General features: G+C 62.2%; 14 protein-coding genes. 6 read left to right on the forward strand and 8 right to left on the reverse strand.

Annotated elements, in window-relative coordinates; genetic code table 11:
- Window positions 1–28: 28 nt before the first annotated feature.
- From rng to mreB, 5 genes are all read right to left on the reverse strand, one after another.
- On the reverse strand, window positions 29–1,486 hold the full coding sequence (gene rng / locus Q1W70_RS06015) for a ribonuclease G (protein WP_095169337.1): 1,458 nt from the start codon (window positions 1,484–1,486) through the stop codon (window positions 29–31).
- A 45-nt stretch (window positions 1,487–1,531) separates the two neighbouring features.
- Window positions 1,532–2,149, reverse strand: a complete 618-nt coding sequence (locus Q1W70_RS06020; RefSeq protein WP_182343519.1) for a Maf family protein — start codon at window positions 2,147–2,149, stop codon at window positions 1,532–1,534.
- Between the two features lie 43 nt (window positions 2,150–2,192).
- Window positions 2,193–2,675: a rod shape-determining protein MreD gene (mreD, locus tag Q1W70_RS06025; protein ID WP_095169335.1), complete on the reverse strand. Its 483-nt coding sequence runs from the start codon at window positions 2,673–2,675 to the stop codon at window positions 2,193–2,195.
- Window positions 2,675–3,751, reverse strand: a complete 1,077-nt coding sequence (gene mreC / locus Q1W70_RS06030; RefSeq protein WP_166588800.1) for a rod shape-determining protein MreC — start codon at window positions 3,749–3,751, stop codon at window positions 2,675–2,677. The genes mreD and mreC overlap by 1 nt, the downstream gene beginning before the upstream one ends.
- Window positions 3,752–3,893: 142 nt before the next feature.
- Complete coding sequence (gene mreB, locus Q1W70_RS06035) at window positions 3,894–4,931, reverse strand: rod shape-determining protein MreB (RefSeq protein ID WP_002555108.1); 1,038 nt, start codon at window positions 4,929–4,931, stop codon at window positions 3,894–3,896.
- Window positions 4,932–5,141: 210 nt separating this feature from the next.
- Between mreB and gatC the strand changes: the two genes are divergently transcribed.
- The 6 genes from gatC (at window position 5,142) to Q1W70_RS06065 (ending at window position 10,311) form a co-directional block, all read left to right on the forward strand.
- Complete coding sequence (gene gatC, locus Q1W70_RS06040) at window positions 5,142–5,429, forward strand: Asp-tRNA(Asn)/Glu-tRNA(Gln) amidotransferase subunit GatC (RefSeq protein ID WP_020297123.1); 288 nt, start codon at window positions 5,142–5,144, stop codon at window positions 5,427–5,429.
- Between the two features lie 16 nt (window positions 5,430–5,445).
- Complete coding sequence (gatA, locus tag Q1W70_RS06045; protein ID WP_185818591.1) at window positions 5,446–6,897, forward strand: Asp-tRNA(Asn)/Glu-tRNA(Gln) amidotransferase subunit GatA; 1,452 nt, start codon at window positions 5,446–5,448, stop codon at window positions 6,895–6,897.
- A 10-nt stretch (window positions 6,898–6,907) separates the two neighbouring features.
- Complete coding sequence (gene gatB / locus Q1W70_RS06050; protein WP_166588777.1) at window positions 6,908–8,353, forward strand: Asp-tRNA(Asn)/Glu-tRNA(Gln) amidotransferase subunit GatB; 1,446 nt, start codon at window positions 6,908–6,910, stop codon at window positions 8,351–8,353.
- 87 nt (window positions 8,354–8,440) lie between these two features.
- Window positions 8,441–8,812, forward strand: a complete 372-nt coding sequence (locus tag Q1W70_RS06055; RefSeq protein WP_095169330.1) for a septal ring lytic transglycosylase RlpA family protein — start codon at window positions 8,441–8,443, stop codon at window positions 8,810–8,812.
- A gap of 57 nt (window positions 8,813–8,869) precedes the next feature.
- Complete coding sequence (locus Q1W70_RS06060) at window positions 8,870–9,922, forward strand: calcium/sodium antiporter (protein WP_371927744.1); 1,053 nt, start codon at window positions 8,870–8,872, stop codon at window positions 9,920–9,922.
- Window positions 9,919–10,311, forward strand: coding sequence for a carboxymuconolactone decarboxylase family protein (locus Q1W70_RS06065; RefSeq protein ID WP_166588779.1), 393 nt, complete (start codon window positions 9,919–9,921; stop codon window positions 10,309–10,311). The genes Q1W70_RS06060 and Q1W70_RS06065 overlap by 4 nt, the downstream gene beginning before the upstream one ends.
- 28 nt (window positions 10,312–10,339) lie before the next feature.
- Here the strand turns inward: Q1W70_RS06065 and Q1W70_RS06070 are convergent, their stop codons facing one another.
- The 3 genes from Q1W70_RS06070 to Q1W70_RS06080 all read right to left on the reverse strand — a co-directional run bounded on the left by Q1W70_RS06070 (window position 10,340) and on the right by Q1W70_RS06080 (window position 14,398).
- A complete protein-coding gene (locus tag Q1W70_RS06070; protein WP_166588780.1) occupies window positions 10,340–11,281 on the reverse strand; it encodes an AEC family transporter in 942 nt (313 codons plus the stop codon).
- Between the two features lie 184 nt (window positions 11,282–11,465).
- A complete protein-coding gene (gene garD, locus Q1W70_RS06075; protein ID WP_166588781.1) occupies window positions 11,466–13,019 on the reverse strand; it encodes a galactarate dehydratase in 1,554 nt (517 codons plus the stop codon).
- 11 nt (window positions 13,020–13,030) lie between these two features.
- Entirely contained in the window at window positions 13,031–14,398 is a 1,368-nt protein-coding gene (locus Q1W70_RS06080) for an MFS transporter (RefSeq protein ID WP_166588782.1), read from the reverse strand.
- Between the last annotated feature and the right edge of the window lie 21 nt (window positions 14,399–14,419).

Consider the following 14,419-nt stretch of genomic DNA (forward strand, 5'->3'; position numbering starts at 1 on the left):
CCTGTCATCAGTCGCACAACGCAGCGATTCAGAGCAACACCACGTCGTATTGTTCCTGGGAGTACATGGTCTCCACCTGGAACCGGATGGTGCGGCCGATAAAACCTTCCAGCTCGGCGACGTTGCCCGACTCTTCGTCGAGCAGCCGGTCGACCACTTTCTGGTTGGCCAGCACCCGATAACCTTCGGCCTGATAGGCCCGAGCTTCGCGCAGGATCTCGCGGAAGATCTCATAGCACACGGTTTCCGGCGTCTTGAGCTTGCCCCGGCCCTGGCAACTGCTGCAGGGCTCGCACAGGACCTGCTCGAGGCTTTCACGGGTGCGCTTGCGCGTCATCTGCACCAGGCCCAACTCGGTGATCCCGATGATGTTGGTCTTGGCGTGATCACGCTCCAGTTGTTTCTCCAGCGTGCGCAGCACCTGGCGCTGGTGCTCCTCATCTTCCATGTCGATGAAATCGATGATGATGATCCCGCCCAGGTTGCGCAGGCGCAGTTGCCGGGCAATCGCGGTCGCCGCTTCCAGGTTAGTCTTGAAGATAGTCTCTTCGAGGTTGCGGTGCCCGACGAATGCACCGGTGTTGACGTCGATGGTGCTCATCGCCTCAGCCGGGTCGACCACCAGGTAGCCGCCGGACTTGAGCGGCACCTTGCGCTCCAGGGCTTTCTGGATTTCGTCCTCGACGCCATACAGGTCGAAGATCGGCCGCTCGCCGGGGTAGTGCTCCAGGCGATCGGCAATTTCCGGCATCAATTCGGCGACGAACTGCGTGGTTTTCTGGAAGGTTTCCCGCGAGTCGATGCGGATCTTCTCGATCTTCGGGCTGACCAGGTCGCGCAGTGTCCGCAGGGCCAGGCCGAGGTCTTCGTAGATCACGTTGGGCGCACCAACGGTCTTGATCTGCGCGCCGATCTGGTCCCACAGGCGCCGCAGGTAGCGGATGTCCATCAGGATCTCATCGCCCCCCGCGCCTTCGGCGGCGGTGCGCAGGATGAAGCCGCCCGCTTCCTTGATACCTTCCTTGGCCACACAATCGGTGACCACCTGCTTGAGGCGCTCGCGCTCGGCTTCGTCCTCGATCTTCAGCGAAATTCCGACATGGGCGGTGCGCGGCATGTACACCAGGTAGCGCGAAGGAATCGACAGCTGGGTGGTCAGGCGTGCGCCTTTGGAGCCGATCGGGTCCTTGGTGACCTGCACCACCAGGCTCTGGCCTTCGTGCACCAGGGCGCTGATGCTCTCGACCGCCGGCCCCTCGCGCAGGGAAATTTCCGAGGCGTGGATGAACGCCGCACGATCCAGGCCGATGTCGACGAACGCTGCCTGCATGCCCGGCAACACTCTGACTACCTTGCCTTTATAGATGTTGCCGACGATGCCGCGCTTCTGGGTACGCTCGACATGCACCTCTTGCAGGACACCGTTTTCAACCACCGCCACGCGTGATTCCATTGGCGTGATGTTGATTAGAATCTCTTCACTCATGGCAGGATCTCGTTCAGGCATGTTCACGATTATGGCCGCATCAAGTCAGTACGGCGCAGAGCGCGCGATAAGGGTTTGCCAACAGGGTATGCCGAAATGGCCGAGCAGCTCGCAGGTTTCGCACAGGGGCAGGCCCACCACGGCCGAGTAGCTGCCATTGAGCCCGCTGACGAACACCGCACCGAGCCCTTGAATACCGTAACCGCCAGCCTTGTCATTGGGCTCGCCGCTGGCCCAGTAGGCGCTGGCCTCGGCCTGGTCGATGGGGCGAAAACGCACCAGGCTGCGCACCACGCGCGACTCGCAACGCTGGCCATCAAGCAGGGCAATGGCGGTCAACACTTCATGTTCGCGCCCGGCCAGGCCCAGCAACATCGCCTGCGCCTCGGCTTGATCCTGCGGTTTACCGAGAATCCGTCCGTCGAGCACCACGGCCGTGTCGGCGCCCAGCACACAAGCCGGGCCGGCGGATTGTTCGGCGCTCAGCGCGGCGTAACCCGCCTGGGCTTTGCCGCGCGCCAGGCGCTCGACATAGGCCGCAGGGGATTCGTCTGTCAGAGGGGTTTCATCGATGTCCGCGCTGAGGGCGGTGAATGGCACGCCGATCTGCGTCAGCAGCTCACGCCGGCGTGGCGAACCTGAGGCGAGGTAGAGCGCAATCATCAAGACATCTCCCTGTCGAGGTGCGGGCAAATGCCTGACCGAATTAATTGATTTTGTAGCGGCGGCTCAACCCACGCAATCCGAAGCTGACCCAGGGCCAGAGCAGCGCGCTGATCAGCGCAGGCAAAAGCACAGCCAGCGTCTGCCGGTTGCCGGTCAGGGCGCTGAGCCACAACTGCAGCAACTGCGCGAGCCCCAGGATCACCATGATCACCAGGCTTTGCTGCCACATCGGGAACATCCGCACCCGCTGTTGCAGGGTCAGGATCAGAAAGGTGATCAGGGTCAGGATCAGTGCGTTGTGTCCCAGCAACGTGCCAAACAGCACGTCCTGGGCAATACCCAGGCAGAAGGCCGTGAGCATCCCGACTTTCTGCGGCATTTCCAGTGCCCAGTAGGCCAGTGGCAAAGCGAGGAACATCGGACGCAAGATCTCGACATGGGGAAAAGGCACAACGCTGAGCAGCAAGCCGATGGCGAATGTCAGCCAGATCATCCAGCCATTACGGGAACGGGTACTGGCCATTATTCTCTACCCCGGGTCGTGGCTGCGGGTGTCGTCGCGGACGGCTTGACCGGCGCTGCCTGGGCCGGCGGTGTTGCGGGCTTGGCCGGCGTCACTGGCTTGGGAGCCGTTGCGGGCGCTGCCACCGGCGCTGCGGGGGCCGCCGCCGATGGAGCAGCGCCAGGTGCTGGCGCCGGCACGACGACGGCGTTGCCGACATGCTGATCCTGCACATCCTGCGCTTGTGCGGCTTCGTTGGCGCGTTCTTCCGGGGTGCGGCTGTCGCTGAACACCAACAACATGTAGCGGCTGCGATTGAGCGCCGCCGTCGGCACCGCCCGCACAATAGCGAACGGCTGGCCCGAGTCGTGAATCACTTCCTTGACCGTGGCCACCGGATACCCTGCCGGGAATCGCTGGCCCAGGCCGGAGCTGACCAACAGGTCGCCTTCCTTGATGTCGGCGGTGTCCGCCACGTGGCGCAACTCCAGGCGCTCCGGGTTGCCGGTGCCGCTGGCGATGGCGCGCAAGCCGTTACGGTTGACCTGCACCGGAATGCTGTGGGTGGTGTCGGTCAGCAGCAGCACCCGCGAGGTGTAGGGCATCAGCTCGACCACCTGGCCCATCAGGCCCCGGGCATCGAGCACCGGCTGCCCCAGCACCACGCCGTCTCGCTCACCCTTGTTGATGATGATGCGATGGGTGAACGGGTTGGGATCGACGCCGATCAACTCGGCCACTTCGACCTTTTCATTGACCAGTGCGGAGGAGTTGAGCAACTCGCGCAGCCGAACGTTCTGCTCGGTCAGGGCCGCCAGCTTCTGCATGCGCCCCTGCAACAGCAGGTTTTCGGTCTTGAGTTTCTCGTTTTCGGCGACCAGCTCGGTGCGGCTGCCAAACTGGCTGCTCACGCCTTGCCACAAACGCTCAGGCAGGTCGGTGACCCAATAGGCATCCATCAAGACCAGCGACATCTGACTGCGCGCAGGCTTGAGAACGTCAAAACGGGCATCCACCACCATCAAGGCGACCGATAGCACGGCCAGCACCAGAAAGCGCACGCCCAATGAGGGGCCTTTGGCAAAAAGCGGTTTAATAAGCCGCTCCTCCCAGGCAAATGTTCTGTTTATTCATACGGCATCAAACCGGCCTGGATGCAGACTGACAGAAGATAAACGCCAACAGGCAGCACTGCAAAGTGCTGCCTGTGCGTGAACAGCATAGAGGCGTCCGGCGAACTTACTCGCTGGAGAGCAGATCCATGGTGTGCTTATCCATCATTTCCAATGCACGGCCACCGCCGCGAGCAACGCAGGTCAGCGGATCTTCGGCAACGATCACCGGCAGCCCGGTTTCCTGGGCCAGCAGCTTGTCGAGGTCACGCAGCAAGGCACCACCACCGGTCAGCACCAGGCCACGCTCGGCGATATCGGACGCCAGCTCTGGCGGCGATTGCTCCAGCGCGCTCTTGACCGCCTGCACGATAGTCGCCAGCGACTCTTGCAGGGCTTCGAGCACTTCATTGGAGTTCAGGGTAAAGGCACGTGGAACGCCTTCAGCCAGGTTACGGCCACGAACATCGACTTCGCGTACTTCACCGCCCGGGTAGGCAGTACCGATTTCCTGCTTGATGCGCTCGGCGGTGGATTCACCGATCAGGCTGCCGTAGTTGCGGCGCACGTAGGTGATGATCGCTTCGTCGAAGCGGTCGCCGCCAACCCGTACGGATTCGGCGTAGACCACACCATTGAGGGAGATCAGCGCGATTTCAGTGGTACCGCCACCGATATCGACCACCATCGAACCGCGTGCTTCTTCAACCGGCAGGCCGGCACCGATGGCCGCGGCCATTGGCTCTTCGATCAGGAACACTTCACGAGCACCAGCCCCCAGGGCCGACTCACGGATAGCACGACGCTCAACCTGGGTGGACTTGCAAGGAACGCAGATCAACACACGAGGACTTGGCTGCAAAAAGCTGTTTTCGTGAACCTTGTTGATAAAGTACTGCAGCATCTTTTCGCAGACGCTGAAGTCGGCGATCACGCCGTCTTTCATCGGACGAATGGCAGCAATGTTGCCCGGCGTACGACCGAGCATGCGCTTGGCCTCGGTGCCGACAGCAACAACACTTTTCTGGTTACCGTGCGTCCGAATGGCCACAACCGATGGCTCATTCAGGACGATACCGCGCTCGCGCACGTAAATAAGGGTGTTGGCAGTGCCCAGGTCAATGGAAAGATCGCTGGAAAACATGCCACGCAGTTTCTTGAACATGGGAAAGGGACCCTAGGCAACGCGTGGGTAAAAAAGTGCGGCAAACTCTAACAACGACAGGGATTTTGGGCAAGGCGCCAATATGTTAAATTGGCAGCTTTTCCGTGCACCAACCCCCACAATCGCGGCCTTATGACCGTAGAAATGCGGTAGTGTTCCGACAATCTAACACACGGACGACCTCCGTTTTGTTTTCCACTGGAGAATCCCATGGCGCTTGAACGCTCCGACGTGGAAAAAATCGCTCATTTGGCCTGTCTTGGCCTCAATGAAGCCGATCTTCCACATATCACTTCGGCCCTGAACAGCATTCTCGGGCTGGTCGACGAAATGCAGGCGGTCGATACCGACGGTATCGAACCGCTGGCCCACCCCCTGGAAGCCAGCCAGCGCCTGCGTGCAGACGTTGTGACCGAGTCCAATCACCGCGAGGCCTATCAGTCCATCGCACCAGCGGTCGAAAACGGCCTGTACCTGGTTCCGAAAGTCATCGACTAAAGGGAAAGAGCCTGCAATGCATCAATTGACTCTGGCCGAGATCGCCCGCGGACTCGCCGACAAGAAGTTTTCCTCCGAAGAGCTGACCCGTGTCCTGCTGGCGCGTATCACCCAGCTCGACCCGCAGCTCAACAGCTTCATCAGCCTCACCGAAGAGCTGGCGCTGCAGCAGGCGCAAGCCGCCGACGCACGCCGCGCCAAGGGTGAGACCGGGGCCTTGCTGGGCGCGCCGATCGCCCACAAGGACCTGTTCTGCACCCAGGGTATCCGCACCAGCTGCGGCTCGAAGATGCTCGACAACTTCAAGGCCCCGTACGACGCCACGGTGGTCGCCAAGCTGGCCGCCGCCGGCGCCGTGACCCTGGGCAAGACCAACATGGACGAATTCGCCATGGGCTCGGCCAACGAGTCGAGCTACTACGGCGCCGTGAAGAACCCGTGGAACCTGGAGCACGTGCCAGGTGGCTCGTCCGGTGGTTCGGCCGCCGCGGTTGCCGCGCGCCTGCTGCCAGCGGCGACTGCCACCGACACCGGTGGATCTATCCGACAGCCGGCAGCCTTCACCAACCTCACCGGGCTGAAACCGACGTACGGTCGTGTTTCGCGCTGGGGCATGATCGCCTACGCCTCCAGCCTCGATCAGGGTGGCCCGTTGGCCCGCACCGCTGAAGACTGCGCAATTTTGTTGCAAGGCATGGCTGGCTTCGATGCGAACGACTCCACCAGCATCGACGAACCCGTGCCGGACTACAGCGCCAGCCTCAACGGCTCGCTGCAGGGCCTGCGCATCGGCGTGCCGAAAGAGTACTTCAGCGAAGGTCTCGACCCGCGCATCGCCGAACTGATCCACAACAGCGTCAAGGAGCTGCAGAAGCTCGGCGCGGTGGTCAAGGAAATCAGCCTGCCGAACATGCAGCACGCCATTCCAGCGTACTACGTGATCGCCCCGGCCGAAGCCTCGTCCAACCTGTCGCGTTTCGACGGCGTGCGGTTCGGCTACCGCTGCGAAGACCCCAAGGACCTGACCGACCTGTACAAGCGCTCGCGCGGCGAAGGTTTTGGTGCCGAAGTCCAGCGCCGGATCATGGTCGGTGCCTACGCCCTGTCCGCCGGTTACTACGACGCCTACTACCTGAAGGCGCAAAAGATCCGTCGCCTGGTCAAGAACGACTTCATGGCCGCCTTCAATGAGGTCGACATCATCCTCGGCCCAACCACGCCCAACCCGGCCTGGAAACTCGGCGCCAAGAACAGCGACCCGGTCGCTGCGTACCTGGAAGACGTCTACACCATCACCGCCAACCTCGCGGGCCTGCCTGGCCTGTCGATGCCAGCCGGTTTTGTCGATGGCTTGCCGGTCGGCGTGCAACTGCTCGCCCCGTATTTCCAGGAAGGCCGCTTGCTCAACGTTGCGCACCAGTATCAGTTGAACACTGACTGGCACACCCGCACCCCGACAGGCTTCTGAGGAGAAACACATGCAATGGGAAGTTGTGATCGGGCTGGAGATTCATACCCAGCTCGCCACCCAATCGAAGATTTTCTCCGGCAGCGCCACCACCTTCGGTTCCGAACCGAACACCCAGGCCAGCCTGGTAGACCTGGGCATGCCCGGCGTACTGCCGGTGCTGAACCAGGAAGCGGTGCGCATGGCGGTAATGTTCGGCCTGGCGATTGACGCCGAAATCGGCCAGCACAGCGTGTTCGCCCGCAAAAACTACTTCTACCCGGACCTGCCCAAGGGCTACCAGATCAGCCAGATGGAATTACCGATCGTCGGTAAGGGCTACCTGGATATCCCCCTGGAAGACGGCACCATCAAACGTGTCGGCGTGACCCGCGCGCACCTTGAAGAAGATGCTGGCAAGAGCCTGCACGAAGAATTCAACGGTGCCACCGGCATCGACCTGAACCGTGCCGGCACCCCACTGCTGGAGATCGTTTCCGAGCCGGACATGCGCAGCGCCAAGGAAGCCGTGGCCTACGTCAAGACGATCCATGCGCTGGTACGTTACCTGGGCATCTGCGACGGCAACATGGCCGAAGGCTCGCTGCGTTGCGACTGCAACGTGTCGGTGCGGCCCAAAGGCCAGGTCGAGTACGGCACCCGCTGCGAGATCAAGAACGTCAACTCGTTCCGTTTCATCGAGAAGGCGATCAACACCGAAGTGCGTCGCCAGATCGAACTGATCGAAGACGGCGGCAAGGTGATCCAGCAGACGCGCCTGTACGACCCGAACAAAGACGAAACCCGCGCCATGCGCAGCAAAGAGGAAGCCAACGACTACCGTTACTTCCCCGATCCGGACCTGTTGCCGGTGGTGCTTGAGGACTCGTTCCTCAACGATATCCGCGCCACCCTGCCGGAACTGCCGCCGCAAAAACGCGAGCGCTTCCAGGAGCAGTTCGGCCTGTCGGTCTACGATGCCAGCGTCCTGGCTTCGAGCCGCGAACAAGCCGACTACTTCGAAAAAGTGGTGAGCATTGCCGGCGACGCCAAACTGGCGGCCAACTGGGTCATGGTTGAACTGGGCAGCCTGCTGAACAAGCAAGGCCTGGAAATCGACGCAGCGCCGGTGTCGGCTGAGCAACTGGGCGGCATGCTGTTGCGGATCAAGGACAACACCATCTCCGGCAAGATCGCCAAGACCGTGTTCGAAGCCATGGCCAACGGCGAAGGCAGCAGCGACGAGATCATCGACAAGCGTGGTCTCAAGCAAGTCACCGACAGCGGCGCGATCTCGGCCGTGCTCGATGAAATGCTCGCGGCCAATGCCGAGCAGGTTGAACAGTACCGCGCGGCAGACGAAGCCAAACGCGGCAAAATGTTCGGCTTCTTCGTCGGCCAGGCCATGAAAGCCTCCAAAGGCAAGGCCAACCCGCAACAGGTCAACGAACTGCTGAAAAGCAAGCTCGAAGGCTGATGACCATGGAGCCAGCCGTCAACACTGGCTCCACTCCCTGTGGGGGCGAGCGTGCTCGCTCCCACACTTGTTGCAGGGTTCCTTTTGATGAAACGTCTGCTTAGCGCCTGCGCCCTGCTCTCCCTGCTGGCCGGCTGTGCCAGCCACGACGTCGATCCCCGGGGCTACGACGAAACCGGAACCGCCTCCTATTACGGCGCCAAACACCATGGCAAACGCACCGCCAGCGGCGAACCGTTTGACCAGTACGCCATGACCGCCGCCCACCGCCAGTTGCCCTTCGGCACACGGGTGAAGGTCACCAACCTGAAAAACGACAAGAGTGTGGTGGTCCGCATCAACGACCGCGGCCCCCATACCCGTGGCCGCCTGATCGACTTGTCACGCGGGGCCGCCGACAAGCTGGGCATGCTGCGCAGCGGCACCGCACGGGTTCGCGTGCAAGCCTTGAACAACTGACCGGGAGCCGCGACCATTTCCGGACTAGCCCAATTATCCCTGCCCAACGTGCTGCTACTGCTCTGCGCCCTGCTCCTGCTGGTGGCCGGTGCCGAACTGCTGGTGCGAGCGGCCGTGCGCCTGGCCGCTCACCTCAGGGTTCGACCGCTGATCATCGGCCTGAGCATGGTTGCCTTCGGCAGCAGCGCGCCGCAGATGGCCGTGAGCCTGCAAGCCGCCCTCGGGCAAAGCACCGACATCGCCGTCGGCAGCGTGATCGGCAGCAACATCTTCAACCTCCTGGTGACCCTCGGCCTGTCGGCGCTGATCATCCCCTTGCGGGTTGCCCGGCAACTGGTACGCCTCGATATCCCGTTGCTGATCGGCGCCAGCCTTCTGGTGCTCGTCCTGGCCTGGAACGAACAACTGACCGCCCTCGACGGTTGTGTACTACTGGCGGCACTGGCGCTGTACCTGGGCCTGCTGTGGCGCCAGTCACGACCCACGGCGCGCCCCTCTCGGCCGACCTCCGACGCGGCGCGCACGCCTTGGTTGAGCAGTGTCCTGCTGATGATCGCCGGGCTGGGCCTGCTGGTGTTCGCCGGCCACTTGCTGCTTGGCGCGACGGTGGCACTGGCCAGCGAGCTGGGCCTTTCCGAGCGCATCATCGGCCTGACGGTCGTCGCCGTCAGCACGTCCCTGCCGCAGCTCGCCACCTCGCTGATTGCCGCCCTGCGCGGCCAGCGTGACATCGCCGTGGGCAACGTGATCGGTGGCAACCTGTTCAACCTGCTGGGGGTCCTGGGAATCACCGCCCTGCTGGCGCCGGTGCCACTGTCGGTCTCCCCCAATGCCCTGGACTTCGATCTGCCGGTGATGCTCGGTGTCACCCTGCTGTGCTTGCCCGTGTTCTATTCCGGCTACCGCATCACCCGCGCCGAAGGCGTGCTGCTCCTCGCCCTCTACCTGGCATACGGGCTGCATGTGGTGTCGTTCACCACCGGCATGCCCCTGGCCGGCAAGCTGGAACAGCTGATGCTGCTTTGTGTCCTGCCGGCCCTGCTGGCATTTTTACTGTTTACATCAGTGCGCGCCTGGCGCCGCCAACACAACAAAAGAGAATCGCCATGACCGACTCCGCAAGCTCCAGCAAACCCACCGGTATCGAAGTCCGCCGCCAGGTCATGGGCGATGCGTTCGTCGACCGCTCCATGGGCAATGCCACCGACCTGACCCGACCGTTCCAGGAGTTCGTCAATGAACACGCCTGGGGCGCGGTGTGGAACCGTGGCGGCCTGGAACTGAAGACCCGCAGCCTGATCACCCTCGCCGCCCTGACCTCGCTCAAGTGCCCCCAGGAACTCAAGGGACACGTGCGCGGGGCACTGAACAACGGCTGCACGGTGGACGAGATTCGCGAAACCCTGATGCATTGCGCGGTCTACGCCGGCGTGCCAGCGGCGATGGAAGCCTTTCGCGCCGCGCAGGAAGTGATCGACAGCTACCAGAAGCCCGAGTGACCCAGTTGCATTGAAATGAACCGGCCCTTCAGATCCAGCCGCCCCACTGCAGCAGGAAGATCCCCACGTTAGTCGTCACCGCCGCCATCAAGGTGGTGATGACTATGATCGCCGCCGCCAGTTCATGATTGCCATTGGCCGCCCGGGCCATGACAAAGCTGGCGGCGGCGGTCGGGCTGCCGAAGTACAGGAACAGAATCCCCAGCTCCGCGCCGCGAAAGCCCCACAGCCAGGCACCCAGCGTGGCCAGGAGCGGCAGGCCGATCATCTTCACCAGGCTTGAGCTCAAGGCCATGTTGCCGCTTTTGCGCAGCGCTGCCATCGAGAGCGTGCCGCCAATGCAGATCAAGGCCAGCGGCAGGGTCATCTGCGCCAGGTAACTGCCGGACGTCTCCAGCCAACCGGGCAAGCCAATCTGAAAATAGGCAAACGGGGCCGCGCTGATCACGCTGAGGATCAGCGGGTTGCTGAGCACGCTTTTGCAGATGCTCCACGGATCGGACTTGATCACCGGGCTGTACACCGCCAGCACGATGGTCGACAGGGTGTTGTAGAGCAGAATCACCAACGCCGCGAGGATCGCTCCCAGGGAGATGCCGTAGTCGCCATACATACTGGCCGCCAACGCCAGGCCGATGACCCCGTTGTTGCCGCGAAACGCCCCCTGGGTGTAGATCCCCCGGTCTTCACGCGGGCACTTGAAAATCGCCCAGCCCCAGGCAAGGGCAAAGCTGGCCAGCGTGGCGAGGGAGAAGTAAATCAGCAGCGCCGGCTTTAATGCCGCGTGCAGGTCGGCATGCAGAATCCCGAGGAACAACAGCGCCGGCATGGTGACGTTGAACACCAGCGACGAGGCGACGTGGATAAAGTTGTCGTCGATCCAGCGGATACGCTTGAGCAGCACCCCCAGAAACAGCATGGCAAACACCGGCGCAGTGATGTTCAGGGTTTCGAGGAAAATTGCCAGCATGCCGGGAAGACCTTGGGGTGGGCGTCGTTAGGGGGCTAATGATAAGCCACAGAAGACTTCGCCGTCTGGTCGGCCGCCTTCGCGAGCAGGCTCGCTCCCACATGGATCCGCGCGAACAGAAAACTTGTGTAGGGCGCAGATCCACGTGGGAGCCAGCCTGCTGGCGACGAACGATAACGCGATATCAGGTAATCGGCGCCGGGTTGAACAAGGTGATGTCGTTATGCAGCTTGTGCTTTTCAGCCCACGTCTGCTGTTTGCCGCTGGCCACGTCCAGGTAGAAGTGGAACAGCTCCCAGCCCAGCTCCTCAATGGACGCCCGTCCGGTGGCGATGCGCCCGGCATCGATGTCGATCAGGTCCGGCCAGCGTTGTGCCAGCTCGGTGCGGGTCGAGACCTTGACCACCGGCGCCATGGCCAGGCCGTAGGGGGTGCCGCGCCCGGTGGTGAACACGTGCAGATTCATCCCAGCCGCCAACTGCAAGGTGCCGCAGACAAAATCGCTGGCCGGCGTGGCGCAGAAAATCAGCCCTTTGCGCTTGAACCGCTCGCCCGGGCCCAGCACGCCGTTGATTGCGCTGTTGCCGGACTTGACGATCGAGCCCAGGGATTTCTCGACAATATTCGACAGACCGCCCTTCTTGTTGCCCGGTGTGGTGTTGGCACTGCGATCGGCCTCGCCCTTGGCCAGGTACCGGTCGTACCAGTCCATCTCGCGCACCAATTCCTGTGCCACCGCTTCGGTTTCCGCCCGCGAGGTCAGCAGGTAGATGGCATCGCGCACCTCCGTCACTTCGGAAAACATCACCGTGGCCCCGGCCCGCAACAACAAGTCCGAGGCGAAACCCAGGGCCGGGTTGGCGGTGATCCCGGAAAATGCATCGCTGCCGCCACACTGCATGCCGAGGATCAACTCCGACGCCGGCACGGTTTCCCGACGCCGTTGATCGAGCTTCTTCAGGCGGGTTTCGGCCAGCGCCATGATCTGTTCGATCATCTCGGTGAAGCCGTGACTGGAGTCCTGCAGGCGGTAGAGCCATGGCTCGCTCAAGTCCACCGAGCTGTCGTTCTCGTGCATCACCTGGCCGGCCTGCAGCTTCTCGCAGCCCAGGCTGATCACCAGTGCTTCGCCGCCCAGGTTGGGATTGCGCGCCAGGTTGCGCACGGTACGAATCGGGATGTAGGCGTCAGTGGCCGTGATCGCCACGCCGCAGCCGTAGCTGTGGGTCAACGCCACCACGTCATCGACATGCGGGTACTTGGGCAGCAACTCGTCCTTGATCCGCTTGACCGCGTGATCGAGCACCCCGGTGACGCACTGCACTGTGGTGGTGATCCCGAGAATGTTGCGGGTGCCGACGGTACCGTCGGCGTTGCGAAACCCCTCGAAGGTGTAGCCTTCCAGCGGTGCCTGGGCTGCCGGCACCTCGGTGGACAGCGGTAGGCTGTCCAGCGGCGGCGCGGTCGGCATGCGCAGTTGATCTTCCTTGACCCAACTGCCACGGGGGATCGGCTGCAACGCATAGCCAATGGTCTGGCCGTAACGAATCACCTGGCCGCCTTCGGGAATGTCCTGCAGGGTCACCTTGTGGCTTTGCGGCACGAAATCCAGGGTCAGCAACCCATCGGGGAATTCGGTGCCCGCCGGTACGCCCTGGTCATTGACCACGACTACCACGTTGTCGCGCTCGTGCAAGCGGATGTAGCGCGGCGAGTCGGAATGTTCAATCAACTGCATGACGCCGCTCCTCAGGAATGCGCTTGGGATAATTTGCTGGAGGCTTGAGGCCCGTTGACCGGCGGCTCCTTGAGCACCACTCGCTTGATCGGACCTACGATCACCAGGTAGCTGAATACGGCGACCAACGCGTTGCAGCCGACAAAGACCAGGGCCCACTTGAACGAACCCGTGGAACTGATGATGTAGCCGATGACAATCGGCGTGGTGATCGAGGCAATGTTGCCGAAGGTGTTGAACAGACCGCCACTGAGACCGGCAATCTGTTTCGGCGACGTGTCGGATACCACCGCCCAACCGAGGGCGCCCACGCCTTTGCCGAAGAAGGCCAGGGCCATGAAGCCCACCACCATCCATTCAACGTCCACGTAGTTGCACGCCACGATACTGCTGGAGACCAGCAGGCCGGCAATGATCGGGGCCTTGCGGGCGAAGGTCAGGGAATGGCCCTTGCGCAGCAGGTAGTCGGAAATCACCCCGCCAAGCACGCCACCGATGAAGCCGCAAATCGCCGGCAACGAGGCAATGAAACCGGCCTTGAGGATGGTCATGCCACGCTCCTGCACCAGGTACACCGGGAACCAGGTCAGGAAGAAGTAAGTGATACCGTTGATGCAGTACTGGCCCAGGTACACGCCAAGCATCATGCGGTTGGTCAGCAACTGGCGAATGTAGTCCCACTTCGGTCCGTCGGCTTTCTTGCCCTGGCCCTTGTCGTGGTCCATGTCGACCATGCCGCCGTTGTCGGCGATGTGCTTGAACTCGGCCTCATTGATCATCGGATGCTGGCGCGGGCTGTAGATCACCTTCAGCCAGATACCGGAGAAGATGATGCCGATGACGCCCATGACGATGAACACGTGCTGCCAGCCGAAGCTGTAGACGATCCAGCCCATCAGCGGTGCAAACAGCACCGTGGCGAAATATTGCGCGGAGTTGAAGATCGCCGAGGCCGTGCCACGTTCCGCCGTCGGGAACCAGGCGGCGACGATGCGGGCGTTACCCGGGAAGGAGGGCGCTTCGGCCAGGCCCACCAGAAAACGCAGCATGAACAGCGCGACAACCGCGGTCGACATGCCAAATTCACCGACATAGCCTTGCAGCACGGTGAACAGCGACCAGGTGAAGATGCTCAGGGCGTAGATTTTTTTCGAACCGAATCGGTCCAGCAGCCAGCCACCGGGAATTTGCCCGGCCACGTAGGCCCAACCGAATGCGGAAAAGATGTAACCGAGGGTGACCGCGTCGATACCGAGGTCTTTCTGCAGGCTGGAGCCTGCGATGGCGATAGTGGCACGGTCGGCATAGTTGATCGTGGTCACCAGAAACAGCATGAGCAGGATCAAATAGCGGACGTGAGTCGGCTTGGTCGCTTGCATGTACGTGTACTCCCACTGATT

Origin of the sequence: Pseudomonas kielensis (genome assembly GCF_030505375.1) — a bacterium.
GTDB lineage: Bacteria > Pseudomonadota > Gammaproteobacteria > Pseudomonadales > Pseudomonadaceae > Aquipseudomonas > Aquipseudomonas kielensis.